Here is a 25,199-nt window from a genome sequence, read left to right as displayed (position 1 = left end):
ATGTCGCTGTGTTGTACATTAATTTATTCATACAATATCATGTTAAAAACCAACAATTTGGGTTACCCGCGTATCGGTGCCCTTCGGGAGCTGAAAAAAGCCAACGAAGCCTATTGGGCAAAAAAGATCAGCCAGCAAGAGTTGCTGGAGGCCGCGCGCACCATTCGCGAGGGAAATTGGAAAACGCAACAGGAGGCTGGCATCGCGCTCATTCCTTCCAACGATTTCTCATTCTATGACCAGGTGCTGGACCTTTCGCTTACCGTGGGTGCCATCCCGGCCCGCTACGAAGGCTTCACCGTCGAAGGCGCTTCTTCTTACAACCTCGATCTATATTTCGCTATGGCCCGTGGTTTCCAGCAAGATGAGCTCGACGTAACCGCCATGGAAATGACCAAATGGTTCGACACCAACTACCACTATATCGTGCCTGAGTTCGTGAAAGAACAGCAGTTCCATCTTACTTCCGAGAAAGTAATCAACGAATTCAACGAAGCCAAGCAATTGGGCGTCACCACCAAGCCGGTACTGATCGGCCCCATCACCTACCTATTGCTGGGCAAGGAGAAAGAGGCCGGCTTCGATCGGATCGACCTCATTGACCGCCTGTTACCTGTTTACGAAGAAATATTGGGTAAACTCGCCACCGCCGGTGCGGAATGGGTACAATTTGACGAACCTTTCCTGGCATTGGACATCGACGACAAAACCCGTGCGCTTTACCAAACTGTTTACAGCCGGCTCGCTGCCGCTGCAAAAGGCACGCAAATCCTTGTTGCCACCTACTTTGAGTCGCTACGCGAAAACGCCGAAACAGCGCTGAATCTGCCCGTCCAAGCCTTGCACATTGATTTGGTACGTGGCGAAAACCAGCTCGATGAATTATTGAACAACGTACCCGCCAATCTTACCCTATCGCTGGGTGTGGTTGATGGTCGTAATATCTGGAAAAACGACTACGAAGCATCCCTCCGCAAGATTAAACAAGCCGTGGATAAACTGGATGCCGATCGGGTTTGGGTAGCTCCGTCCAGCTCATTATTGCACGTTCCATTCGACCTTGAGTTGGAAGATAACGAGCAATCGCTACCTGCCGAGGTTAAAAACTGGCTCGCTTTTGCTAAGCAGAAGCTTACAGAAGTGGCCGACTTGGCTACGTTAGCTACGGGTGATGCGAGTAGCGCCGTTACTTCACGCTTCGAAGCGAACAAGGCTGCACAGCAAAGCCGCCGTACCTCTGCACTCATCCACCGCGACGAGGTGAAAACCCGCGTAAAAAACATTACGGACGACGACGCTAAACGTACCAGTCCGTTTGCCGAACGTAAAACACAGCAGCAGGCAAAGTTCAACCTTCCTGCCTTCGCCACCACGACCATCGGCTCTTTCCCACAGACCAGAGACGTTCGCAAATGGCGCGCTGACCTCAAGAAAGGTGCGATTACACAAGAAGAATACGATAAACTCATCGCCGAAGAGACCGAGCGGACCATCCGTCTTCAGGAAGATTTGGGTATCGATGTACTGGTACACGGCGAGTTTGAGCGCAATGACATGGTCGAATACTTCGGTGAGCAACTATCCGGCTATGCTTTTACCAAAAATGGCTGGGTACAATCCTATGGCTCACGTTGTGTGAAGCCACCGGTTATCTACGGCGATGTTTCGCGCCCCAGCGATATGACCGTTTATTGGTCGGCCTACGCACAGACATTGACTGATCGCCCCGTAAAAGGAATGCTTACCGGTCCGGTTACCATTTTGCAATGGTCGTTTGTACGCAATGACCAGCCGCGGTCGGAAACTACCTATCAGATTGCCCTGGCTATTTTGGATGAGGTGCAAGCATTGGAGAAAGCCGGCATCAAAATCATCCAGATTGACGAGCCGGCTATCCGTGAAGGGTTGCCATTGCGCAAGGCAGATCACAAGGCTTACCTGGACTGGGCAGTGCGTGCTTTCCGTGTCTCGTCGTCCAACGTAGCGGACGATACGCAGATTCACACCCACATGTGCTACTCGGAGTTCAACGACATCATCGAGCACATCGCCGCTATGGATGCCGATGTGATTACCATTGAAACGTCACGCTCGCAGATGGAACTGCTTGATGCCTTCGCAGACTTCAACTACCCGAATGATATCGGCCCCGGAGTCTACGACATCCACTCACCGCGCGTACCGAGCAAGGAAGAGATGGTGAAATTGCTTGAAAAGGCAAAAGCCGTCATCCCTGCCGAGCAGCTTTGGGTTAACCCCGACTGCGGCCTAAAAACCCGCGCTTGGCCGGAAACCAAGGCCGCGCTGGAAGCGATGGTCGAAGCAGCGAAGACACTACGGGGCGTAGCCGAGGCCGTGTAGCCTACCCGACCGTATTATTCCAAGCCCCGTTGCCATCAAGTAACGGGGCTTTTTTTGTGCTCACGCCACGATGGGCCTACCCTTCCATTAAATGCCGTAAATATGCATCCGGGTTGTCCAAAAATGATTTGGTCAGCTGATAGTGCTCCGTGTCTTGGTAAGTCGTTTCTTTGATGCCATCGGTATCAAACTGGTAAATCACAGCTCCGGCATAACAAATGAGTATTGGTGAATGCGTTGCAATGATAAACTGTGCGCGCCCATTCGTAGCCAACCGATGGATTACGGAAATAAAGGCTAACATCCGCGCCGGTGATAATGCCGCTTCAGGCTCGTCAAGCAGGTAAATCCCAGACTCGAATTGGTTATTGAATAAAGCTAGAAACGATTCACCATGGGATTGCTCGTGCAGAGATCTTCCCCCATAGGCTCGAAGGATTCTACTATCATCCAGCGCCAACTCATCGATATAGGAAGCAAAATTGAAAAAGCTTTCCGCCCGCATGAAAAAACCATCACTAATACGAGTGGGTGTCCATGCCAAGCGGACGAACGGTGCTAAGGGCGATTCATATCCATCAAATTGATGCCCCGTGTTCAAGTTGTGGTTTCTATTGCCTCCCCGTAGGCTAAACCCACATTGCTCGGCAATACCCTCAAGCAAAGTCGATTTGCCTGAACCGTTCTCACCCACGAAAAAGGTAACATTACGACGCAGCGACAGGTTCACTCCATTACGCAAAGAAGGAATATGGGCCAGATAACTGCTGGCATCCAATACCGGAACAGATATACGAGATAAATACGGCATGCCGCAAGTTAAGGAAATTCGAGCAACCGGCAGTTCCGATATACGACAAAACCCTATCTTTGCCTCCATGCGCTTTGATATCATCACGGTACTGCCGGGCCTGCTCGAAAGCCCATTTATGCATTCCATTCTGCAACGTGCCCAGAAAAAGGGATTGTGCGAGATTGTGGTGCATAACCTGCGAGATTACGCAGACAATAAACACAGAAGCGTGGACGATTACCCCTATGGTGGCGGTAGCGGGATGGTGATGCAGGTGGAGCCCTTTGCCAAATGTATCGAAAAGCTGCAGGCGGCCCGGCAATATGACGAAGTGATCTTTATGACACCGGATGGAGAAACACTCAACCAGTCTATCGCCAACAACCTCTCGACCAAAGACAACCTCATCATCCTTTGCGGGCATTATAAGGGCATCGACCAACGCATCCGTGATATCTTCGTAACGCGCGAACTGTCCATCGGCGACTATGTGCTTTCAGGTGGAGAACTACCGGCCGCCGTGCTGGTGGATGCCGTGGCAAGATTGCTGCCGGGGGTACTTTCGGATGAAACTTCAGCACTCTCAGACTCGTTTCAGGGGGGGCTGCTGGATGCGCCCATCTACACCCGGCCTGCCGACTGGCGTGGGCATAAAGTACCCGACGTACTGCTCAGCGGCAATGAAGCAGCGATAAACCGATGGCGCGACGAGCAAGCCCTCGCTCGTACCGAATCGCGAAGGCCGGATTTACTGGATGATTGAGCAAACAGCAAATAGCAACAAAATAAAATTTGTTTCGTTAAATTTTTTTATATTTTTGCTCCGTATGATTATGAATAAGTTCCACATCGGATTATGGTGGTGGCTCGGCAGTAATAACGTCGGGTTTGAGGGAACAGTTGTATATTCCTAATCAACCAAGGCTTTAGAATATTCGGCCCGACGTTTTGAAGAATCCGTCGGGTTTTTTTGTGTGATTTACTTAACGAATGATATGGCATATCGATTTAAAACTGTTTACAAAAGGTTACTGGCAGATACGACAACGCCGGTGAGTACATACCTGCGGCTGCGCGATGTATTTCCCAATAGCCTATTGCTAGAAAGTTCCGACTACCACAGCCGTGAAAACAACATGAGCTACATCTGTTGCGAACCGATTGCGGGCATCAAGCTTGATCGTGATACGCTCGAGATCCAGTATCCCGGCCTGCCGGTCACACGAAAGCCAGCAGCAGAAATCAACCTCCGTGAGGAAGTCTCGACCTTTAGGGGTGCTTTTGCGGACAGCGTCGGAGACGAATTCAACTTCATTTCCAATGGTCTTTTCGGTTTCTTTACATTTGATACGGTCTCCCACTTTGAGGATATTCAGCTGGAAACCCCGCAAGACCCCGAGCGGGATATTCCTTTCATGCAATACCACATCTATCGCTATATCATCGCGATAGACCATTTCCGAAACCAGCTTTTTATTTTCGAACACCAGCTGGAAGATGATGACAGCCCGTCGGGACTTGAAAAGATTCAGTACCTCATCCAGAACAAAAACTTTCCCGAATATCATTTCTCGCTCAATGGCGACGAAGCGTCAAACATGGGCGATGCGGACTTCAAAACACTGGTCGGAAAAATGAAAACCCATATTTTTCGTGGTGATGTTTTCCAGATCGTACCGTCGCGGGGATTTTCCCGTCCGTTTCTGGGCGATGAGTTCAATGTGTACCGCACGCTCCGGTCTATCAATCCATCACCATATCTGTTTTATTTCGACTATGGCGATTTCAAGCTGTTCGGCTCGTCGCCCGAAGCACAGTTGACCATCCGCGACCGGGAAGCCACGATCTACCCCATTGCGGGCACCTTCAAGCGAAGCGGTAATCAGCAGCAGGACGAGAAAATAGCAGCAGCACTGAAAGAAGACCCCAAAGAGAGTGCAGAGCACGTGATGCTCGTCGACCTCGCGCGCAACGACCTGAGCAGGCATTGTGAAGATGTGCATGTGAAAACCTACAAAGAAGCACAATATTATTCACACATCATCCATTTGGTGTCTAAGGTCTGTGGCTCGCTGCGCGAAGGGGTGAACTCATTTGATGTGGTGGGCGACACCTTTCCAGCCGGTACGCTTAGCGGCGCCCCCAAACACATGGCCATGCAGCTCATCGACCGGTATGAAAACCAACAACGAAGCTTCTACAGCGGAGCTATTGGTTACATGGGTTTCAATGATGATTTCAACCACGCCATTATGATTCGCTCATTCCTGAGCAGGAACAACACCCTGCACTACCAGGCTGGGGCAGGCATCGTAGCCGATTCGGATCCCGAAAAGGAACTCCAAGAAGTAAATAACAAAATTGCCGCATTGCGTAAAGCAATGGAACTGGCACAAGATATTTGATATAAATACAATGGACAGCGTTCAAAAGCAATCACCCCGGATACTGGTGATCGACAATTACGATTCATTCACATTCAATTTAGTGCACTTGCTACATGAGTGTGGGCACGATGCCACCGTATGGCGAAATGACAAATTTGCATTGGAAGACGTGGCCAGCTTTGACAAAATCCTGCTGTCGCCGGGCCCTGGTATCCCTGAGGAGGCCGGGCTGCTTCTGGATGTTATCCGCGAATACGGCACAACAAAAAGCATCCTCGGCATATGCCTCGGGCAACAGGCCATCGCCGAGGTATTCGGCGGCAAGCTATATAACCTCAGCAAACCCGTGCACGGCACGGCTACCCCGCTGCTCATCAAGGTCGACGACGAACCGATATTTACGGGCCTGCCGCAGTCTTTTCCTGTAGGCCGATACCACTCGTGGGCCGTGGCACACGAAGGGTTCCCCGATGTGCTGCGTATCACTGCCGAAGATGAACACGGCGTTATCATGGCACTTGCACACAGGACACTTGACGTTAAGGGATTACAGTTCCACCCCGAGTCGGTACTTACTCACCACGGCAAAGCCATGATTGCCAATTGGCTAATGCCCGGTACTGATTACCCTTCGCCCACAACCAATCACTTATCATTGAACACGGAGCAATGACCATTTTAGATAAAATAATCGCTACGAAAATTACGGAGGTGGAACAGGCAAAAGCTGCCGTTCCAGTTACCAAACTAGAGCGAAAGCCGCTCTTCGCTCATCCCTGCCTCTCCTTGCGCGAGGCCATACGCCATCCGGAAAAGAACGGCATCATAGCTGAATACAAGCGCGCATCACCGTCAAAGGGTATAATCAATGATCACTCACCGGTAGCCACCGTGGTGGGGGGGTATCAGGAGGCCGGCGTTTCAGCCGTGTCTGTACTGACGGATAGTCCTTTTTTTAAAGGAAGCCTCGATGACTTGGTTGCGGCCCGCACCGCATTAGCGATACCCCTGCTCCGCAAGGAGTTTATTATCGATGAGTATCAAATTGTGGAAGCCAAGGCCCACGGAGCGGATATCATCCTATTAATCGCAGCCGTGCTAGACGCACAGCAGGTTAAAACATTGTCGGAATCGGCAAAATCTCTTGGACTGAACGTATTGCTGGAAGTGCATAACCGCGAGGAGTTGGAGCGCAGCGCGATGGATAGCGTGGATGCCATCGGTGTAAATAACCGCAACCTGAACGACTTCTCCGTCTCGCTCGACCATTCGTTGGAATTGGTAGATTTGATTCCCGAGCGGTTCATCAAGGTCTCCGAAAGTGGCATCAGCAACCCCGATACCATCCGCCAGCTACGCGGTGCCGGTTTCGAAGGGTTTCTCATCGGCGAAAATTTTATGAAAACCGCCGACCCCACGAAAGCAGTAAAAGAATTCGTGAAAAAAATCTAAATCCTTCCCAAAGCCGATTATAAACGGATATATCCGGATATATCCGTTTATCATACGGCTATTCCTGCCTTGAAGCCCCATCTTTGTTTTGTCGATGGCTGGCAATGCCGTCGGTCGTTAATCGATTGTTTCACTAATTAATTTTTAAGCATCATGGCTTCATTAAAAAACAGCGTTAGGCTAACCGGGTTTTTAGGAAAGAACCCCGAAATGAAAACACTCAACGAAAGCACCAATCTAGCGCGGGTATCGTTGGCTACCAATGAACGGTACCGAAACGAACAGGGGGAATGGACTACCCACACCCAATGGCATCACCTCGTGTTCTGGGGGCGTCAGGCAGCTTTTGCCGAAAAAGCGTTGACGAAGGGATCCGAGATTGCTATTGAGGGCAAGCTGGTAAACCGCCAATACGTCGATAAAGACGGCGTAACCCGCTATGTTACGGAAGTAAACGTGAAGGAGGTGTTGCAACTGAACCGCAAACCCGAGTGAAGGGCCGAATTCATGGCATACTTCGGGTACCAGAGGCAACCAGGGAGCGCAAAGACAGCTTCGCGCTCCCTCCGTCTACTTTGTGGTTAAATTGACTTTTATAGGCTTTTTTCCTTAGCTTTGCGGCAAGTTAACGTTGGCTTGTATGGCAAAAAACACCGCACTCACTGATGTACACGTAGCCCTGGGGGCAAAGATGGTTCCCTTTGCAGGCTTTAATATGCCTATTCAATATTCCGGGATCAACGACGAACACGAGACTGTCCGCAAAGGAGTAGGCGTATTCGACGTTAGCCACATGGGTGAATTCATCCTTAAGGGCGATGGCGCTCTGGACCTCATCCAGAAAATCAGCGCCAACGATGCCTCCCGCCTAACAGACGGCAAAATTCAATACGCCTATATACCGAACGAGACAGGTGGCATAGTGGATGACTTCCTTATATATCGAATCGATGAAAGAACCTACCTCCTTGTCGTAAACGCGTCAAATATCCAAAAAGATTGGGATTGGATTTCTAAATATAACTCCTATGGTGTTACCATGAAAGACATTTCTGATGAAACCTCCCTGTTTGCGGTACAGGGGCCTAAATCAGCAGATGTATTGGGTAGCCTCACCGATATGGACCTGGCCACCATGAGTTACTATACGTTTGCCAAAGGTTCGTTCGCCGGGGCCGACAACGTGCTCGTATCTGCTACAGGCTATACGGGAGCGGGCGGATTCGAGGTCTACGTCGCCAACAAGGACGCCCAAAAGGTTTGGGACGCCATCTTCGAAGCCGGCGAACCTTACTGTATTAAACCAATAGGTTTGGGCGCACGCGACACCCTGCGGCTGGAGATGGGCTTCTGCCTCTATGGTAATGACATCGACGATACCACCTCCCCATTGGAGGCTGGGTTGGGATGGGTCACCAAGTTTACGAAAGATTTCGTCAACGCCGAGGGGTTAAAAAAACAGAAGGACACGGGGTTAAAGCATAAGCTCGTAGGTTTCGAGATGATTGATCGTGGAATACCAAGACAAGGATACGACATCGTGGATGCAGACGGCAACACCATCGGCAGGGTGACCTCGGGCACGCAGTCGCCAACACTCAAGAAATCCATTGGACTGGGGTATGTTGCCATAGACCAGGCGAAGGAAGGAAATGAGCTATACATTACCATACGCAACAACCGTGTGAAAGCGGTGGTTGTAAAACCCCCTTTTGTAAAGTAACCGAAACAAATGGCACTAAAAAGTGTGAACGTATGCCTAAGCCCCGCATTGCTGCCGCTTTATGACGCGGATAATACAACGGCCGTAGTGATTGATATTTTCCGAGCCTCGTCTTCCATGTGCTATGGATTGGCAAACGGCGCGCGTGCCATTATCCCTGTTGCCGAAATAGATGAATGCTTGGCTTATAAGGAAAAAGGCTACTTGTTGGCTGCCGAGCGCGACGGTGCGGTAGTGGATGGGTTTGATTTCGGTAATTCACCCTTTTCCTATACGCCTGAGAAAGTAGCAGGAAAGACGGTGGTATTGACTACAACGAACGGAACCCGAGCCATCAACCTTTGTAAAAACGCAAAAACGGTGGTAATGGGCTCGTTTCTAAACATCAGTTCCCTTACCCATTGGCTAAGAAAACAGGACGGCCACGTGCTGTTGGTCTGCGCGGGATGGAAGAACCACATGAGCCTGGAAGACACCGTTTTCGCCGGTGCTGTGGTTGATCGGCTCGAAGCCAGCGGAGTGGAACTGGACGATGCAGCGAATGCCGCACGAAGCCTCTATCTCAATGCCCGGGATAACCTCGGGGCATTCCTGGCTAAAGCTTCTCATAGCAAGCGCATGAAACACCTTCGCATCGAAGAAGACATTGCCTTCTGCCTGCAGGAGGATCTCGTAACGGCGATACCGGTGATGAAAAAAGGTAAACTGGTCTGTCTACCCGAATATATGCCTGCTGCGCAATAAGGTTACTTACCTTTGGTACCTTGCCTCACCTGTTTTAACAGCCGGTATTTCAACCAACCTAATATAGCGATGATCGCTACGGTAATGGCCAGTATGGGGTATTCGCCCGACTGGTAAGCTGCCCAAACCGCGAGTCCCATCAGAATCAACGCGATATTAAGCAAGATGTTATATAGGAAATATGTCTTCATTTTGGCCGTAAGTGCCGGAAATCAATACACCTCCATATCCGGGTCGAACGCATCACGCCACGCCAGTATTCCCCCCTCCAAGTTGTAAAGGTTATCGAACCCTTCCCGCTCAAGCAGCATAATGGCTTGGGCACTCCGCTTGCCACTACGGCAGTGAACAATCACCGGCTTATCACGCGATACTTTATCCTGTTCAAGTACCACTTCAGCCAAAGGAATATGTTCCCCATTAATATTGGATGTTTCGTATTCAAATTCCTCTCGTACGTCAATCAACTGAAAATCTTCATTGTTCTCAATTTTCGATTTGAGTTCCTCAACGGTGATTGCTTTCATTTAATTATCATTTAAATTTTCAATGATCAGATGGAGCCGATGTGATGTCTGAAAAATCTCCCTTAAGTGACGAAGCATTCGTCATGCCTCCTTTAAATAAGCATGAAGGGGAATAACGCTTTTTCAATCACGTCGAGCTCATCGCCTTACTTTGTCGTACCCAAAGATAGTGCTAATCCACCAAATAAGAAGCAGGATAGTAGGGAAAATTGTCTAAATTTGAATATATTATAACGATTACGTGATGATTAAACGGCTAGGCCAGATTTTGTTGGCGCTTTGTTTACTAGCGGGATGTGCTGCCCGCCAATCACCGCAACGGGTGGTTGACACCAATGAGGTGAAAAGGATATTGCATACCCTCGCGGCAGACGATATGCAGGGAAGGGCGGCATTTACACCCGGGGTGGAACGCGCTGCCGATTTCATCGCTTCGGAATTCACTAGGATTGGACTGCAACCCTTTGCTGATGAGCCCCATTTCAGGCAGACATTTGAAGTATCGCAAATTCGCATCGCTACGTGGGAGGTGACGTTCGACGGTGTAGAGATACCCCAAGACCACATCATTATATCGAGCAATAGGCCCGGCGTGAATTGGAATACCGATCCCGGTGTTTCGCTGATTAAAATCGGAGCTGGGGAGGACTTTGCACAACGCTTCCGGGAAGCTGCAACCGGCGGAAAAGACGCCATCGTCGTCATCGACACCAGTTTTGCCAACCTGTTTAATCGATACCGGGACCTCCTGATGCGCGATCGTATCAAGCCGGATCATCATAGCACTTCCCCGACCCCGTCGATCGTTTATGTACTGGGTAACAACATACCTACATCCTTCCGCGTTGCATTCACCAACAGCATTGAAGAGCAACCCTTGTTTAATGTGGTGGGCATGTTACCGGGTAAATCAAAACCACAGGAATATGTGATCTTTTCGGCCCACTATGACCATATTGGCATTATTGATGCCGTAGGCCAGGATTCCGTTGCCAATGGAGCCGATGACGATGCCTCCGGCGTATCGGCCGTCATTAGCCTGGCCAATTATTATAAAAAACGAAATGATAATGCGCGTACCCTGCTCTTCGTCGCTTTTACAGCTGAAGAAATGGGCCTCGTAGGGTCAACGTATTTCTCAACGCAAATCAATGCTGACCAAGTGGTAGCAATGATTAACATCGAGATGATCGGCAAAGATTCCCGGTTTGGCCCCAACTCGTTATACGTAACTGGCTATGATCAGTCCAACCTGGCGAAAATCATGCAGCAGAACGTGGAAAACACCGATTTCACCTTTCACCCCGACCCTTATCCCGCTCAAAATCTATTCTATCGAAGTGATAACGCGTCTTTAGCAGCGTTGGGCGTTCCAGCCCACACATTTGCAACTGTACAGATTGATCAAGACCGATACTACCACACCGTTAAAGACGAGGTGGAAACGCTGGACATCAACAACATCGTGTCGTCCATCCAAGCGATTGCAATGGGGGCGAGGAGTATCGTGTCGGGTAAAGACACACCTACCCGGGTTCCCAAATTGGAGCGGTAAGCGCCAAACTTTTGGTTGTTAGTTGCGTTATCATTATATTAGTGAGCAGTTGAAACCCGGCTGACATGCTCGCTTTTGCGGTGCCGCCCTATGGGCCAAGCAATGCATATAAAATCAAATACTGTGAGTAAAACCATTATTGTATCCAATCGATTACCCATAAAAATAACAGAAGATGGTGACGGATATGCGTTGCACCCCAGTGAAGGTGGCTTGGCAACCGGCCTGGCTTCCATCCACGCACAGGGTGAGAATACGTGGATTGGCTGGCCGGGCATTATCCTCGACAGCCCTGAACAGGAAGCTCATTTCACCGCATTATTGGAAGAGAAACGGCTCGTTCCCATCTTCCTCGACAATAGCGAGGTAAAAGGCTTTTACGAGGGGTTCTCCAACGAGGTGTTATGGCCAATTTTCCACTACATGCCCAACTATGCTGTCTACGAACTGGAAAATTGGCAAATCTACATCCGGGTGAACGAAAAATTCCGAGACCTCGTGCTCAAAGTAGCCGGGCCCGACGATACCATTTGGGTCCACGACTACCAGCTGTTGTTGCTCCCCGGCTTGCTCCGGGATGCATTACCCGATGCTTCCATCGGCTTTTTCCAACATATCCCATTCCCTTCGCAAGAACTATTTCGCTTGATTCCTTGGCGTCGAGAACTGCTAGCGGGAATGTTGGGGGCAGATTTACTCGGCTTCCATACATTTGATGATGTACGGCATTTTATCAGCTCAGCCACCCGGCTTACCGGTACCAACAGTAACTCCAACAAGCTGGAAGTGGACGGGCGTACCATCGTTGTTGAGCCGTTCCCCATGGGTATCGATAGCAACCGGTTTTCCGTGCTATCGTCAAACGAGAAAGTGGTGGCGCGTGTCACCGAGTTAAAATCGAATTTCAAGGACCAGAAAATCATTCTATCCATAGACCGCCTGGATTACAGTAAAGGAATCTTGCAGCGGCTTGAAGCTTTTGAATTGTTTCTTGCAAAAAACCCAGCGTTCCATAAGCGGGTGACGTTATACATGGTCGTGGTACCCTCACGAGACACCGTTCCTCAATACCGGGAGCTTAAAGACCAGATTGACCGCTTGGTCGGCCACATCAATGCGGAGTACGGTTTTTATGACTGGTACCCAGTAGCTTATTTTTATCATGGCTACCCTGTGGAAGAAATATCGGCACTATACAATGTCGCTGACGTTTGTTTAGTGACCCCTATGCGCGATGGGATGAACCTGGTTAGCAAAGAGTACATTGCCAGCCGTAACGATCATACGGGTGTACTTATCCTCAGCGAAATGGCAGGTGCCGCCAATGAACTGATCGATGCGCTGATCGTTAACCCAAACAATGTAAACGACATCCAAGACGCGCTGCTGACCGCGCTAAACATGCCGGTAGCCGAGGTAAACAAACGCATGGAAGCCATGCGCCAAATCGTATTTAAATTTACAGTACAACATTGGGCAACTTTATTTATGAATAGACTGGACGAGACGAAAAGAGTACAATCCACCACGAGGGCTAGGTTGGTCGGACCGGTTATTGAAGACCAAATCATCACCCACTATAAAGAGGCCGCCAGCAGACTGCTATTGCTCGACTACGATGGCACGCTAGTAGGTTTCCAAGACGATATAGACAAAGCATCACCCGATGACGAGCTCTACCGGTTGCTTGATACACTGGAGACTGATATCAACAACCATTTGGTCATCATCAGCGGCAGAAAGCATAGCACCCTTGAAAAATGGTTCCAAAATAAACCGTACAGCCTAATTGCAGAGCACGGCGTTTGGACAAAAGAACCCGACTCGGAATGGCGCCTAAAGAGCGGCTTATCCAGTACTTGGAAAGAAGAAGTAGGGGCCTTCATGGAATCGTATGCAGACCGTACACCTGGAGCGTTCGTGGAAGAAAAAAGCTTCTCGCTAGCGTGGCATTATCGCAAAGTTCAACGCGATCTGGGGGCCCTCCGTGCAAACGAATTGATTGAGGGTCTACGTGACTATTCGGCTTCATATGGGCTGCAGCTGCTCGATGGCGATAAAGTGGTGGAAATACGGAGTGCCGAGGTGAACAAAGGACGAGCAACATTGGATATCCTTCATGAAAACCGATATGATTTTATCCTATCGATCGGTGATGACCGTACCGACGAAGATACGTTCCACGTGCTGCCCCGGGAGGCTTTTACCATCAAAGTAGGCACAGAAGTATCGGCTGCGAGGTTCTACCTAAAACGCCAACGAGACGCGCGCACCCTGCTTCAGAAACTGGCCAACGAAACCCCAGCCACTAACCCTTAAAAATCGGACGATCGAGTTTCATCGAGATCCGGTACGCCGCATTCATAAGCCCCACATGGCTATACGCTTGGGGGAAATTGCCCCATTGACTCCCATCAGACTCATCTACATCCTCGCTGAATAACATCAAGTGGTTCGCATAAGTAAGCAATTTCTCAAACGTTGCAATCGCCTCATCTACCCGGCCAACGCAAGCCAGAGCCTCAACATGCCAAAATGCACAAATAAGGAATGTCGACTTAGGCTTGCCGAAATCATCCGAATGCAAATAGCGGTAAAAAAGCCCTTCAGGGGTCTTCAGCTCCTTTTCGAGTGCTGCCAGGTGGTTGCGCGCCCGCTCGGATGAGGGGTCGAGATAGTGCATCATAATCAGCTGCAACGTACTGGCATCCAAATGCGGACTTCCCATTGCATTGGTATACACCTGTCGCTCAGCATCATAGCAGGATTCGATATAATGTGCTGCGCGCTCCATCAATGCTCCCGCACGCTTAATCAATTGCTGGTCGCCGATGACCTTTCCGATTTTTTGTGCAGCAGCACTTCCCGCCCACTGGAAGAGGTTGGTGTAACAATGGTGGTTGGCGAAATTCCGAAACTCCCAGATACCTGCATCCTTTTCATCGATTGTCTTTTCGATTTTCTCCAAGATATAATCAACCCAACGCCCCGCGTCGGACCGCTCTTTGAAAACGAAACGGTAGTCTGTATACAATGGAAGCAACGCAATCATCGCCTGGCCGTATACATCGTTCTGAATGTGCTCATAGGCTTGGTTACCTATCCGCACCGGCTTATTACCTTGGTAGCCCGCCAAATTATCCAGTAGCTGCTCTGTCAGTTCAGACTGGCCGTTTATTCCATACAAGGGTTGTAGCCGGCCCGTATCTGCATGGGTAATATTCGTAATGTAATTTGAGTAAAGTTCCATCTCCTCAAACTGGCCGATATGGTTTAATGCGGTGATAACATAGTAGCTATCGCGCAGCCAGCAGAAGCGGTAGTCCCAATTGCGGCCGCTACCGGGATATTCTGGCAAACTCGTAGTGCCTGCCGCAATAATGGCTCCAGTGTCTTCATACTGGTGGATTTTTAAGGCAAGTGCTGAACGGATGACAGCCTCCTGATAGAAAGCGGATATGGTAGCGTGTTTTATCCAAGTACGCCAATAATTCGTAGTTTCTCGAAGGAAGTGTTCAACGGTGCGCTCCAACGGTGCTTCGAGCGGCTGGCCATAAGTAAGGGCGAGGTACTTGGTTCCTCCCAAAACAAATGTCTCCTCACCGAAAAAGTGGCTTACGGGAACGTCAGTCGTCAGCCGTATCTGCTCAACACCATTGCTGAATTCGACATGGTTACTCCCCCGGAACTTATTGTACGTCTGTGCGCCGTAAGCGCTTACCGGCTCGCAGATAATCCGTACCCGTGGCCGCCCCGACAACGGCTCTATTTTCCTAACGAGCATTAACGGCTTGAAGTAACGCTCATATTGTCTAAAACGGGGAGCAAAATCGGTAATTCGATAAGTGCCTTCCGCCGTGGTTATCTCTGTACGAAGCACGTTAGTATTCTCGATATAGTATTGTTTACTCGTGAATTCGCCCACCGGCTGGATGGAAAACCGCCCACCTTTCTGGGCGTCCAACAACCCACCGAAAACGAACGAACTGTCAAAAGAGGGCCAGCACAACCAAGACACATTGCTGTCTTTCTGGACGTGTGCCAAGTAACTGCAATTTCCTATAACTCCACTATGATATACATGTCGATTTCCCATATGTATCCTATTAATCACATTTCAAAAAAATGGAAATGCGAGTGCGATGTGTCTCAAACTTAGGTAAATTTCTTTTATATGCAATATAAACGAGCATTATATAAAAGAAATTTTATCGATCTCTCTTCATTCGGGACTTTTATTCTTGGCTCCCTATTTCTTTCCGCATCACGTAGTCGTTTAGGATATATCCATGGTATGGGATGTCCACCGTATCGACAATAACGAACCCCTGTCGGCCATAAAACGTCGTAGCCGGATTATCCCGATTCACATTCAGTTCCAGTGCAGAGCAGCCCGCGTCGAGCGCCCGTTGGGAAACATGGTTGATTAGCAGCTTTCCTGTACCTTTCCCCCGCTCGGACGAAGTGACATAGAGTTTTTCAATCCGCATGACCTGTGACTGACCGATTTTGGGCTGGAAACCGACAAACCCAACCGCAGTTTGATCCCGAAGGGCCAAGGTAAAGTACTGTCCCTTTTCAAACTGCCCCAGTAATGCAGGCTCGGAATAAATCAATTCCAGCATCAAGCTGATCTGATCATGGGCGAGATAACTCCCGTAGGTAGGCCACCAGATATCATGGGCCAACTGGCGGATAATAGGTAAATCTGCTACCGTCGCTGCTCGTAGCATTACATTATTCAAGGTCATGGAAGTGAATTACGCACTACCCAGTCGGCGCAGGGTAATATAGGCCATCAAACCCGTACTCAGCGCTAACGCGTTTTCGTCGATATCGAATGTGGGGGTATGCACAGCGGAGGTAATGCCCCTGGCCTCATTACGGGTGCCCAAACGGTAAAAACAGGCATCTGCTACTTGTGAATAGTAAGCGAAGTCTTCAGCAGCGAGCCAAAGATCGAGGTCGACCACATTTTCCTTGCCGAGGAAATCCTCCGCATAACCACGGATTTCAGCTGTCAGCTTTTCTTCGTTAACCAGAAAGGGATAACCGCTACGTACCTCAAAGTCGCATGATCCGCCCATACTTTCGGCAATGCCGACGGCCATTTTTACCATCCGCTCGTGTGCCTCTTTCCGCCACTTTTCGTCAAATGTACGGAAGGTCCCCTCAAGGTACACGGCATCAGGGATTACATTGGTAGCGCCATCGGCGATAACTTTGCCAAAGGACAATACGCTTGGCATTTTGGGGTCAGCGATGCGGCTGACAACCTGTTGTAGGGCAGTGATAATATGTGCCGTGATTACCACAGGGTCTATGTTCTGCTGGGGCTGGGCACCGTGCCCCCCCCGGCCTTTGACGGCTACATATAATTCATCCGTAGATGCCATATACTTTCCGGCCCGGAAGCCCACCTTCCCTGCGGGAATAAGTGGCATCACATGTTGCCCGATGACCGCTTGCGGCGCGGGGTTTTGCAGTGCCCCCGCTTTGATCATAAGACTGGCACCTCCCGGTAGACGCTCCTCGCCAGGCTGGAATATGAGTTTGACGGTTCCCCCGAAATCCGCTTTCAGTGACTGAAGGATATACGCCGTGCCCAATAGCGAGGCAGTATGTACATCGTGGCCGCAGGCGTGCATTACTCCGGTACGCTTTGACCCATATTCACGCCCGCCCACTTCGGTAATGGGTAGCGCATCCATGTCGGCCCGAAGCGCCACGACCTTATCAGAAGGCTTCCCGCCATGAATGTGTGCAACCACCCCTGTATCGGCCATGGGGGTATATGGAATATGGAGGCTGTCTAGCTGGGCTTTTACAAAAGCCGACGTCTCGTATTCCTCGAAAGAAAGTTCTGGGTTTTGATGCAAGTGCCGTCGCCATCCCACCGTCTGCTCATGGATCTCGGCGGCAAGGGAACGGATTTTATTGATATACATAGATTTCTTCAGTAAAGACGAACACATTGTCGAATTGTTTCCGAAGGCCCTGCATAAGGTCCTGCGCTTCGTTTCTACTTCTGAAGTCACCGACTTTCACCCGGTAATTAGGCTCCTCGTAGCTCAAGTAGGTATCGATACCTCTGTACAACCGTTTGAAACGGGCCTGTTCGGCGTAAGCTTCCGAGCGGTCCGATCCCGAATAGATCTGGACACGGAAGCCCATCATTGTGGTACGCGTAGCAGTTTCCTTATCTACGGGCGGCCGGGTTGAAGAGGTAGCCGTTATATTGGTACCCTTCCGGCTCCGTTGCATCAGGCTAATCAATGGGTCGGCCACAACTTCTACCGCGCCACGTTGCTGGGAGAAGCTATCCATACAGGAAAAACCAAGGAATAGGACGATGAGTACAACGAAACCTTTTTTTTCCATAACCTTTATCAATTACGCGCCGTGGCAGTTTTTATACTTTTTACCACTGCCACAAGGACAGGGGTCATTCCGACCTACTTTCTGTTCGTTTCGAACGGGTTGGGTACGCTGTAGCTCGCGGGTATCTTCTACGGGGGCACCACCACCAGCCCCAACAAGTTCGGGCTTAGATGTTTTTACCCGAGCCTCCTGCCGAGGCGCCGGTCTCGCTTCACGCACGTCTTGGGGCTGTTGCTGGGGGATCTCTCCCTTGAATAGGAAACCAACAATGTCTTTATTCATCTCAATAAGCATGTCGCGGAACAAGTTGAAGGCCTCCATTTTATAGATAATGATAGGGTCCTTCTGCTCATATACGGCATTTTGGACAGATTGTTTCAACTCGTCCATATCCCGCAAGTGTTCTTTCCAGGCCTCATCAATCAACGCGAGGACGACTCCCTTTTCGAACGACTTGAACACTTCTTTGCCACCCGATTCGACAGCCTTTTTCAGATTGGTTGCCACTTGGATACCGCGAAGGCCATCTGAGAATGGAACGACAATATTTTCGATTTGCTCGCCCCGCGTAGCAAACACATCGGTCAACACTGGTAGCGTTTGTTTCGCAATTTTCTCGGCTTTCCCACGATAAAAGGAAATAACGTGCTCAAAAAGCTTGTCCGTAAGGGATACGACGCTGCGATCTGTAAATTCTGCCGCATCGATACCGGGGTCCAATGAGAAAACACGGATTACCTCCAGTTGGAAGTCGTCGTATGAACCTCCCTCCTTGTATGTCGTCACAATGTCTTCTACCACATCGAATACGGTATTGTTCAGGTCCACATCCAAGCGCTCGCCGAACAACGCATTTTTACGTTTAGCATAGATAACACTCCGTTGGGAGTTCATCACGTCATCATACTCAAGCAGGCGTTTACGGATACCGAAGTTGTTTTCTTCGACCTTCTTCTGTGCGCGCTCTATGGATTTGGTAAGCATGCTATGCTGCATAACCTCACCTTCCTCTACGCCCATCTTTACCATGATATTGGAAATCCGCTCGGAGGCGAATAACCGCATCAGTGGGTCTTCGAGCGATACGAAGAACTGCGATGACCCCGGGTCGCCTTGACGGCCGGCACGGCCCCGCAGCTGGCGGTCTACACGCCGAGACTCATGTCGCTCGGTACCGATGATCGCCAATCCACCGGCATCCTTTACACCGGGGCCCAGCTTAATATCCGTACCACGACCGGCCATATTGGTGGCAATCGTCACCATACCTGGCTGGCCGGCTTCCGCAACGATATCGGCTTCGCGTTGATGCAGCTTCGCATTCAACACGTTGTGCTTTACGCCACGCAATTTAAGCGTCCGACTGAGTAGCTCTGATATTTCCACAGAGGTAGTACCCACCAGCACGGGACGTCCCTCTTGGGTGAGCCGATGGATCTCCGCGGCTACCGCATTGTATTTCTCACGGGCGGTCCGATAAATCAAGTCATGCCTGTCGTCACGCTGGATGGATACGTTTGTCGGTATCTCAACCACATCCAATTTATAGATCTGCCAAAGCTCACCCGCTTCCGTAACCGCGGTACCCGTCATACCAGCTAACTTATGGTACATGCGGAAATAGTTCTGCAGGGTAATTGTCGCGTAGGTCTGCGTGGCATCTTCGACTTTTACGTTTTCTTTGGCTTCAATCGCTTGGTGCAACCCGTCGGAATAACGGCGGCCTTCCATAATACGGCCGGTTTGCTCGTCTACAATTTTAACCTTGCCGTCGTCAATAATATACTCATCATCGCGCTCAAAGAGCGTATAGGCCTTGAGGAGTTGGTTTACCGAGTGGATACGCTCCGATTTAACAGAAAAGTCGCGCATCAATTCCTCCTTCTTAGACAGCTTTTCCTCCGGGCTAAGGGCCGATTTCTCAATTTCGGCCACATCGCTACCCACATCGGGCATGATAAAGAAATTGGGGTCCTCTCCCGAAGCGGTAATCAGTTCGATTCCCTTTTCAGTGAGTTCTACCTGGTTATTCTTTTCATCGATGACGAAATAAAGCTCGGCATCCACCTTGGGCATGTTCTTACTTTGCTCCTGCAGGTAGAAGTTTTCCGTTTTTTGGAGCACTTGCCGGTTATTGCCATCACTCAGAAACTTAATCAAAGCCTTGTTTTTCGGCAACCCCCGGTGGGCGCGCAAGAGGGCGAGGCCGCCACTTTCGGCATCTGTATCGCCTGAAGAAATCGCTTTTTTCGCCTCGTTCAATACACCGTTGATAAATGCTTTCTGTGTATTGACCAACCGCTCAATACGCGGCTTAAGCTCGTAAAACTCATGCTGGTCGCCCCGTGGTATCGGACCGGAGATAATTAACGGCGTACGTGCGTCATCAATCAACACCGAATCCACCTCATCGACCATGGCGAAATGCAACTTCCGTTGTACCAGCGCTTCCGGCGACTGCGCCATGTTATCACGCAGGTAGTCAAAACCGAACTCGTTGTTTGTGCCAAACACGATATCCGCCATGTAGGCGTTGCGCCTAGCGGGCGAATTAGGTTGGTGTTTATCGATACAATCTACGCGCAGTCCGTGGAACTCAAACAACGGACCATTCCACTCGGAGTCACGCCGTGCGAGATAATCGTTTACCGTTACGATATGGACGCCTTGGCCAGATAGTGCGTTGAGGTAGGCCGGCAATGTACCCACCAATGTTTTACCCTCACCCGTGGCCATCTCGGCAATCTTGCCTTCATGAAGGACGATACCACCGATCAATTGCACGTCGTAATGAACCATGTTCCACGTTACTTCGGTTCCAGCCGCTACCCACGTGTTTTGCCAAATCGCCTGGTCACCTATAATTTTGATATGTGGTTTCGACGCGGCAAGCTCACGGTCAAAATCAGATGCAGTAACGGTTATTTCACTGTTTTCGGTAAAGCGCCGTGCCGTTTCTTTCACGACAGCAAATGCCTCTGGCAGCAATTGCAGTAACACTTCTTCCAATTGACGGTCGCGATCCTTACCCAATTTGTCTATTTTGTCGTAGATGGCCGTCTTTTCGACCATCTCGACACCTTCTTGATCCGCTTCAGCTTTCAAAGACGCTATTTCCTTATCGATATCACCAAGAAAATCTGCGATACGTCTTTTAAAATCACTCGTCTTCGCCCGCAGCTCATCGTTCGTAAGGGATTCCAGTTTCGGATACTCTTCTTGGATTTTGCTTACCAACGGTTGAATATGCTTGATATCCCGGTCTGACTTACTGCCGAATATTTTACTTAAGAATGTTAACATGTCTATTGTTTATTATCTGACACACCTCATCGTCAATAATGGCACCAAAAACCAATCTCCGCCAATATGACATACTGGGCAAAGTTAGTCATTAGATTTTAGATTGCCGATGTTAGATTGTAGATTCTAGGAACAGGTCCTTAGCGGTCTGGGGTACCAATTGCAGTGCCCAAGCCTTGTTAAAAAGCGTATGAATAGCGGCACGCCCCTCATCGCCGAGCGCAACCGAAAACCGATTGACATACAGCTCGATGTGTTTATACATGACTTCTTCGCTCATTTCTTGTGCGTGCGAGCGGATAAAGTCGATGCCGGACTGCGGATTGGCAAGTGCAAACTCGACGCTTTTGCGTAAAACACGATTTACTTTATGTTTTATACTGTCAGGTAAGCGGCGGCTTGCCACAATACCGCCCAATGGAATGGGCGCACCCGTCGTTCTTTCCCAGAAATCACCGAGGTCCATAACCTTATGTAGCCCCTTATCTTGATAGGTAAAGCGATTTTCATGAATAATAAGGCCAAGATCGATATGCCCGTCGACCAACGCTTGCTCAATCGCTGAGAAAACCATCTCTTGCTTGTTGGCCAATCCTGGGAATGCTAAACCCAACAAAAAGTTTGCGGTCGTATATTTTCCAGGGATACCTATCGTTAATTGCCTCTCGACCGCCAACCCACCACCGTCAACCGCCGACAACCGATTCGCCAGCTCCGGATCCTTGCTAATCAACAGCGGTCCCACACCAAACCCCAGCGCACTCCCAGCGTCTAGCAAAATGTACTTATCTGCTGCATACGCATATGCGTGATAGCTTAGCTTAGTTATGTCCATTTCAGCATTGAATGCCTTTCGGTTCAGTGTTTCCACATCGTCGTAGTATACATCAAAACTAAGCCCTTCCGTATCAACCTTATGGTGAATAAGCGCGTCAAAAATGAACGTGTCATTGGGGCAAGGGGAAAATCCAAGCGAAAGTCTCATACTAACGACAGTTTGTCGATAAAAATCAAAAGCAGCACCGCTACAAAAGTAATCAATAGCACGCCTTGTGCACACCGGTCTAGCCCCTTCGCGTAAAAAAAACGGATAAGTAAGAGATTGAAAGCTCCAGCGACAACATATAGACTCAACGGATGCATGGTGGTACCCAATGAAGCGGACACTTTCAGTAAATAAGCAACCGCTGGGGATACTCCCCCCGAAAGACACCCTAAGATAAATGAATTTCTCTTCATTTACTTTGTGTCAAAGCTCCAAGAATTGAGTTCAGGTATCGCATGGTGGGCGGTCATATCGAATTGGACCGGTACAATTGATGCATATCCGTTTTGCAATGCCCATACGTCGGTATCCTCGCCGCGATCGCGCAGCTGGAACACACCGGTGAGCCAGTAGTAACTGCGATTGCTGGGATCAGTCCGTTCATCGAACTCCTCCGCCCATTTTGCGTCGGCCTGTCTACATATTTTAATCCCTTTTATCTCGTCACCCTTCGGAAAGTTTACATTAAGCAACGTGCCTTTAGCCAATCCGTTGGCCAAGACTTGCTTGGTGATGCTACGAACATAGGGCCTGCAGTTGGAAAAGTCGGCGTCATACTCCAAATCGTCATAGGAAAATCCAATCGAAGGGATATCTTCAATGGCGCCTTCCACTGCGGCAGACATGGTACCGGAGTATAATACGTTGATTGAATTGTTGAGCCCATGGTTGATGCCTGAAACGCAGATATCGGGTTTCCTACCTTTAAAAACTTTATTCACGGCCAACTTGACGCAGTCTACGGGTGTACCCGAGCATTTGTACATTTCCACGTCAGGGTAAATGTATATGCGATCGATTCTCAGGGGTTTGCCGATAGTGATCGCGTGTCCTGTGCCGGATTGGGGTCCTTCGGGCGCTACCACAGTAACATCGCCGATTTGCTGCATTTCTTCGATCAATACTTTGATGCCTGGGGCCGTAATACCGTCATCATTCACGACCAGGATAGAGGGTTTCCTTTTTACCATGCGGCTAAGTTAAAAAGAAAAAGCGTTACCGGTGTTTATACCCATAACGCTTTCGTCTAATTGTTACGTTAAGTCGGCTTCAGTTACCCGACTATAACTGATTCAGCCAATCGACAACCTCGTCTCGCGCTTTACCAGTTTTCTTTTGGATACGCCCAATCAGCTCGTCCTCCTTGCCTTCTTCATACAGCAGGTCATCATCCGTCAGTTCCGCGTATTGCTGTTTGGCCTTTCCTTTCAACTCATTCCAAGTTCCTTTTAACTTTAAATTACTCATCGTTATATGTTCTAGTTAATACTGATATATTAACACGTATACGGCAGGAATGTTTGCCTCAACCCACGATAGATCGGCAGACGTAAAACAGCCCAAAAGAAAAACGGCCAATCCGTATTGGATTGGCCGTTCTCTTATCAGCAATTTCTTATTGAATCTTGCTTAATTCTTGATTTCAACGCGACGGTTAAGTACGCGGCCTTCTTCAGTAGCGTTTGAAGCGATCGGAGCAGATTCGCCGAAAGCTTGAACGTTAATTTTGGCTGCGTCAACGCCAGAGTTAACCAAGTATTGTTTTACCGAGTTAGCACGGTCTTTTGACAACGTCATGTTGTAAGCTTCAGAACCTTCAGCAGAAGCGTGGCCGTCCAATGTAACGGTGGCACCGCTTTCGCGCAATTCAGAAGACAACCGATCAAGGATTGAGTATGATTCGGTCTTCAATACAGAGCTATCAAACTCAAATTGGATGTTCGAATACGTTCCAGAAACACTCTTGGTTTCAGGCTCTGGGAACTTAATCGGGCAACCAGCACCGTCAACTTGCGTACCAGCAGGAGTACCTGGGCACTTGTCAAAGCGATCAGAAACACCATCACCGTCTTCGTCATTATTCAACTCATCAACAATGCCTTCCAATGTAGATACGCGTTGTTTCAATGCTTCCAGCTCGTTGCGGAGTGAAGGATCTTTCAACTCGTCATACAAGGTAGACACAGGGTTGTGCCAAGTCAAATCCGGTTTCGAAGAAGAACCCAAAGAGAATTCTAAACCAGCGTAAGTGTAAGAGAATTTGTCGTTAGCTGCACGGTCAACAACTGGGCCGAACAATGCTTTGTCATCAACAAAGTTCATCGTATAACCCAAGTTCAATGCCACACGATCAGACAACTTGAATTTCACACCCACACCAACAGGGATGTAGGTTTCACGTTTGAAATCACGGTCATGGGCACCGGTACGCTCACCAGGGAATTCTTCGCCCCACGCACCTTTATTATCCCAAGCACCAGCTGAACCGTCTGCATCAGTGTAAGCCACTGGGTTAAAAGCAATCAGACCATAACCTACGCTTGCGTAGAAATTGACAGCGTTCTCACGACGTAGGAAATCAATTGTTGCCAACTGGAATACACCGTTTAAGCTAGCTGCGTATTGAACGGAAGTCTCAGCGGATTGGTAAGAAGCCCCTGCCGCACCACCGTTTGCAGCGCCGAACAACATATTGTGTCCTACACCATTGTTGTTGTACGTGAAGATACGACCGCGGTTACCAGCAGCCTCCAAACCAAACCAGCTTGATAGTTGCTTGCGGATGGTGATGCCGTAGTATTCGCGTAATTTGTACTCGCCGAAACCTACTTTTTGGTTGAACGCATTCGATCCACCGATAATCACTGAAGGCGTAGTAAAACCACCATTCACACCAATAGACCATGTCCTGTATTGGGATCTTCCTCCAAATACAGTCGGCTCTTGTGCCTGCACTGTATCTGTGAGCCCGAAGGCCGCTACAAGCGAGCAAGCAACTGCCGTTTTGATTGTAGAATAATTCATACTCTTGTTTTTTTTAAGGTTAAAAATTTTTAATTGTCTAATTTCTCGCAAAAATAACCAATAGTTTGATTCCCGCAATATTTGCAAATACTATTCCAGTTTTTTTCCTTTTTATGATTTTCT

23 protein-coding genes are annotated in these 25,199 nt (G+C 49.2%); 10 read left to right on the top strand and 13 right to left on the bottom strand.

Annotated features, from left to right (window positions below; all coding sequences use genetic code 11):
* The first annotated feature begins 39 nt into the window (after positions 1–39).
* Positions 40–2,361, top strand: coding sequence for a 5-methyltetrahydropteroyltriglutamate--homocysteine S-methyltransferase (gene metE / locus VNQ80_RS00580; protein WP_325635289.1), 2,322 nt, complete (start codon positions 40–42; stop codon positions 2,359–2,361).
* A 76-nt stretch (positions 2,362–2,437) separates the two neighbouring features.
* Here metE and VNQ80_RS00575 read toward each other — a convergent pair whose 3' ends face one another.
* Positions 2,438–3,172, bottom strand: a complete 735-nt coding sequence (locus tag VNQ80_RS00575) for an AAA family ATPase (protein WP_325635287.1) — start codon at positions 3,170–3,172, stop codon at positions 2,438–2,440.
* A gap of 67 nt (positions 3,173–3,239) precedes the next feature.
* On the opposite strand from VNQ80_RS00575, the gene trmD reads away from it, so the two are divergent.
* The 7 genes from trmD to VNQ80_RS00540 all read left to right on the top strand — a co-directional run bounded on the left by trmD (position 3,240) and on the right by VNQ80_RS00540 (position 9,460).
* A complete protein-coding gene (gene trmD / locus VNQ80_RS00570) occupies positions 3,240–3,917 on the top strand; it encodes a tRNA (guanosine(37)-N1)-methyltransferase TrmD (protein WP_325635441.1) in 678 nt (225 codons plus the stop codon).
* Between the two features lie 232 nt (positions 3,918–4,149).
* The gene (locus VNQ80_RS00565; RefSeq protein WP_325635285.1) at positions 4,150–5,559 is read left to right on the top strand and encodes an anthranilate synthase component I family protein; all 1,410 of its coding nucleotides are present in this window, start codon (positions 4,150–4,152) and stop codon (positions 5,557–5,559) included.
* Positions 5,560–5,569: 10 nt separating this feature from the next.
* Positions 5,570–6,214 carry an aminodeoxychorismate/anthranilate synthase component II gene (locus VNQ80_RS00560; RefSeq protein ID WP_325635283.1) on the top strand — a complete coding sequence of 215 codons (645 nt, stop codon included), beginning with the start codon at positions 5,570–5,572 and terminating at the stop codon, positions 6,212–6,214.
* Positions 6,211–6,993: an indole-3-glycerol phosphate synthase TrpC gene (gene trpC / locus VNQ80_RS00555; protein ID WP_325635281.1), complete on the top strand. Its 783-nt coding sequence runs from the start codon at positions 6,211–6,213 to the stop codon at positions 6,991–6,993. Before VNQ80_RS00560 ends, trpC begins: the two co-directional genes overlap by 4 nt.
* A 153-nt stretch (positions 6,994–7,146) precedes the next feature.
* Complete coding sequence (locus VNQ80_RS00550; RefSeq protein WP_325635279.1) at positions 7,147–7,488, top strand: single-stranded DNA-binding protein; 342 nt, start codon at positions 7,147–7,149, stop codon at positions 7,486–7,488.
* A gap of 145 nt (positions 7,489–7,633) precedes the next feature.
* Entirely contained in the window at positions 7,634–8,716 is a 1,083-nt protein-coding gene (gene gcvT / locus VNQ80_RS00545; RefSeq protein WP_325635277.1) for a glycine cleavage system aminomethyltransferase GcvT, read from the top strand.
* A gap of 9 nt (positions 8,717–8,725) precedes the next feature.
* Complete coding sequence (locus tag VNQ80_RS00540) at positions 8,726–9,460, top strand: 2-phosphosulfolactate phosphatase (protein WP_325635275.1); 735 nt, start codon at positions 8,726–8,728, stop codon at positions 9,458–9,460.
* A gap of 2 nt (positions 9,461–9,462) precedes the next feature.
* On the opposite strand, the gene VNQ80_RS00535 is transcribed toward VNQ80_RS00540, so the two are convergent.
* Both VNQ80_RS00535 and VNQ80_RS00530 read right to left on the bottom strand, forming a co-directional pair.
* Entirely contained in the window at positions 9,463–9,651 is a 189-nt protein-coding gene (locus tag VNQ80_RS00535) for a DUF6358 family protein (RefSeq protein WP_325635273.1), read from the bottom strand.
* A 21-nt stretch (positions 9,652–9,672) separates the two neighbouring features.
* The gene (locus tag VNQ80_RS00530) at positions 9,673–9,987 is read right to left on the bottom strand and encodes a rhodanese-like domain-containing protein (protein WP_325635271.1); all 315 of its coding nucleotides are present in this window, start codon (positions 9,985–9,987) and stop codon (positions 9,673–9,675) included.
* 244 nt (positions 9,988–10,231) lie between these two features.
* Between VNQ80_RS00530 and VNQ80_RS00525 the strand changes: the two genes are divergently transcribed.
* Positions 10,232–11,542 carry a M28 family peptidase gene (locus VNQ80_RS00525; protein WP_325635269.1) on the top strand — a complete coding sequence of 437 codons (1,311 nt, stop codon included), beginning with the start codon at positions 10,232–10,234 and terminating at the stop codon, positions 11,540–11,542.
* A 123-nt stretch (positions 11,543–11,665) separates the two neighbouring features.
* Entirely contained in the window at positions 11,666–13,861 is a 2,196-nt protein-coding gene (locus tag VNQ80_RS00520; RefSeq protein ID WP_325635267.1) for a bifunctional alpha,alpha-trehalose-phosphate synthase (UDP-forming)/trehalose-phosphatase, read from the top strand.
* Here the strand turns inward: VNQ80_RS00520 and VNQ80_RS00515 are convergent.
* The 10 genes from VNQ80_RS00515 to VNQ80_RS00470 all read right to left on the bottom strand — a co-directional run bounded on the left by VNQ80_RS00515 (position 13,851) and on the right by VNQ80_RS00470 (position 25,076).
* Positions 13,851–15,638 carry a glycoside hydrolase family 15 protein gene (locus VNQ80_RS00515; protein ID WP_325635265.1) on the bottom strand — a complete coding sequence of 596 codons (1,788 nt, stop codon included), beginning with the start codon at positions 15,636–15,638 and terminating at the stop codon, positions 13,851–13,853. The genes VNQ80_RS00520 and VNQ80_RS00515 overlap by 11 nt on opposite strands.
* Before the next feature lie 139 nt (positions 15,639–15,777).
* Positions 15,778–16,293, bottom strand: a complete 516-nt coding sequence (locus tag VNQ80_RS00510) for a GNAT family N-acetyltransferase (RefSeq protein ID WP_325635263.1) — start codon at positions 16,291–16,293, stop codon at positions 15,778–15,780.
* A 9-nt stretch (positions 16,294–16,302) separates the two neighbouring features.
* On the bottom strand, positions 16,303–17,490 hold the full coding sequence (locus tag VNQ80_RS00505; RefSeq protein ID WP_325635261.1) for a M20 family metallopeptidase: 1,188 nt from the start codon (positions 17,488–17,490) through the stop codon (positions 16,303–16,305).
* Positions 17,477–17,923, bottom strand: coding sequence for an SPOR domain-containing protein (locus VNQ80_RS00500; protein WP_325635259.1), 447 nt, complete (start codon positions 17,921–17,923; stop codon positions 17,477–17,479). Before VNQ80_RS00500 ends, VNQ80_RS00505 begins: the two co-directional genes overlap by 14 nt.
* 12 nt (positions 17,924–17,935) lie before the next feature.
* On the bottom strand, positions 17,936–21,226 hold the full coding sequence (gene secA / locus VNQ80_RS00495; RefSeq protein ID WP_325635257.1) for a preprotein translocase subunit SecA: 3,291 nt from the start codon (positions 21,224–21,226) through the stop codon (positions 17,936–17,938).
* Between the two features lie 112 nt (positions 21,227–21,338).
* Entirely contained in the window at positions 21,339–22,211 is an 873-nt protein-coding gene (locus tag VNQ80_RS00490; protein WP_325635255.1) for a 1,4-dihydroxy-6-naphthoate synthase, read from the bottom strand.
* Entirely contained in the window at positions 22,208–22,465 is a 258-nt protein-coding gene (locus tag VNQ80_RS00485) for a hypothetical protein (RefSeq protein ID WP_325635253.1), read from the bottom strand. Before VNQ80_RS00485 ends, VNQ80_RS00490 begins: the two co-directional genes overlap by 4 nt.
* Complete coding sequence (gene surE / locus VNQ80_RS00480) at positions 22,466–23,242, bottom strand: 5'/3'-nucleotidase SurE (protein ID WP_325635251.1); 777 nt, start codon at positions 23,240–23,242, stop codon at positions 22,466–22,468.
* 91 nt (positions 23,243–23,333) lie between these two features.
* On the bottom strand, positions 23,334–23,519 hold the full coding sequence (locus VNQ80_RS00475; protein WP_325635249.1) for a CsbD family protein: 186 nt from the start codon (positions 23,517–23,519) through the stop codon (positions 23,334–23,336).
* A gap of 162 nt (positions 23,520–23,681) precedes the next feature.
* Positions 23,682–25,076, bottom strand: coding sequence for an OmpA family protein (locus tag VNQ80_RS00470; RefSeq protein ID WP_325635247.1), 1,395 nt, complete (start codon positions 25,074–25,076; stop codon positions 23,682–23,684).
* Positions 25,077–25,199 lie beyond the last annotated feature (123 nt).

It is taken from the genome of Parapedobacter sp., assembly GCF_035556095.1.
Taxonomy (GTDB): domain Bacteria; phylum Bacteroidota; class Bacteroidia; order Sphingobacteriales; family Sphingobacteriaceae; genus Parapedobacter.
This window is presented reverse-complemented; position numbering and strand designations above follow the sequence as displayed.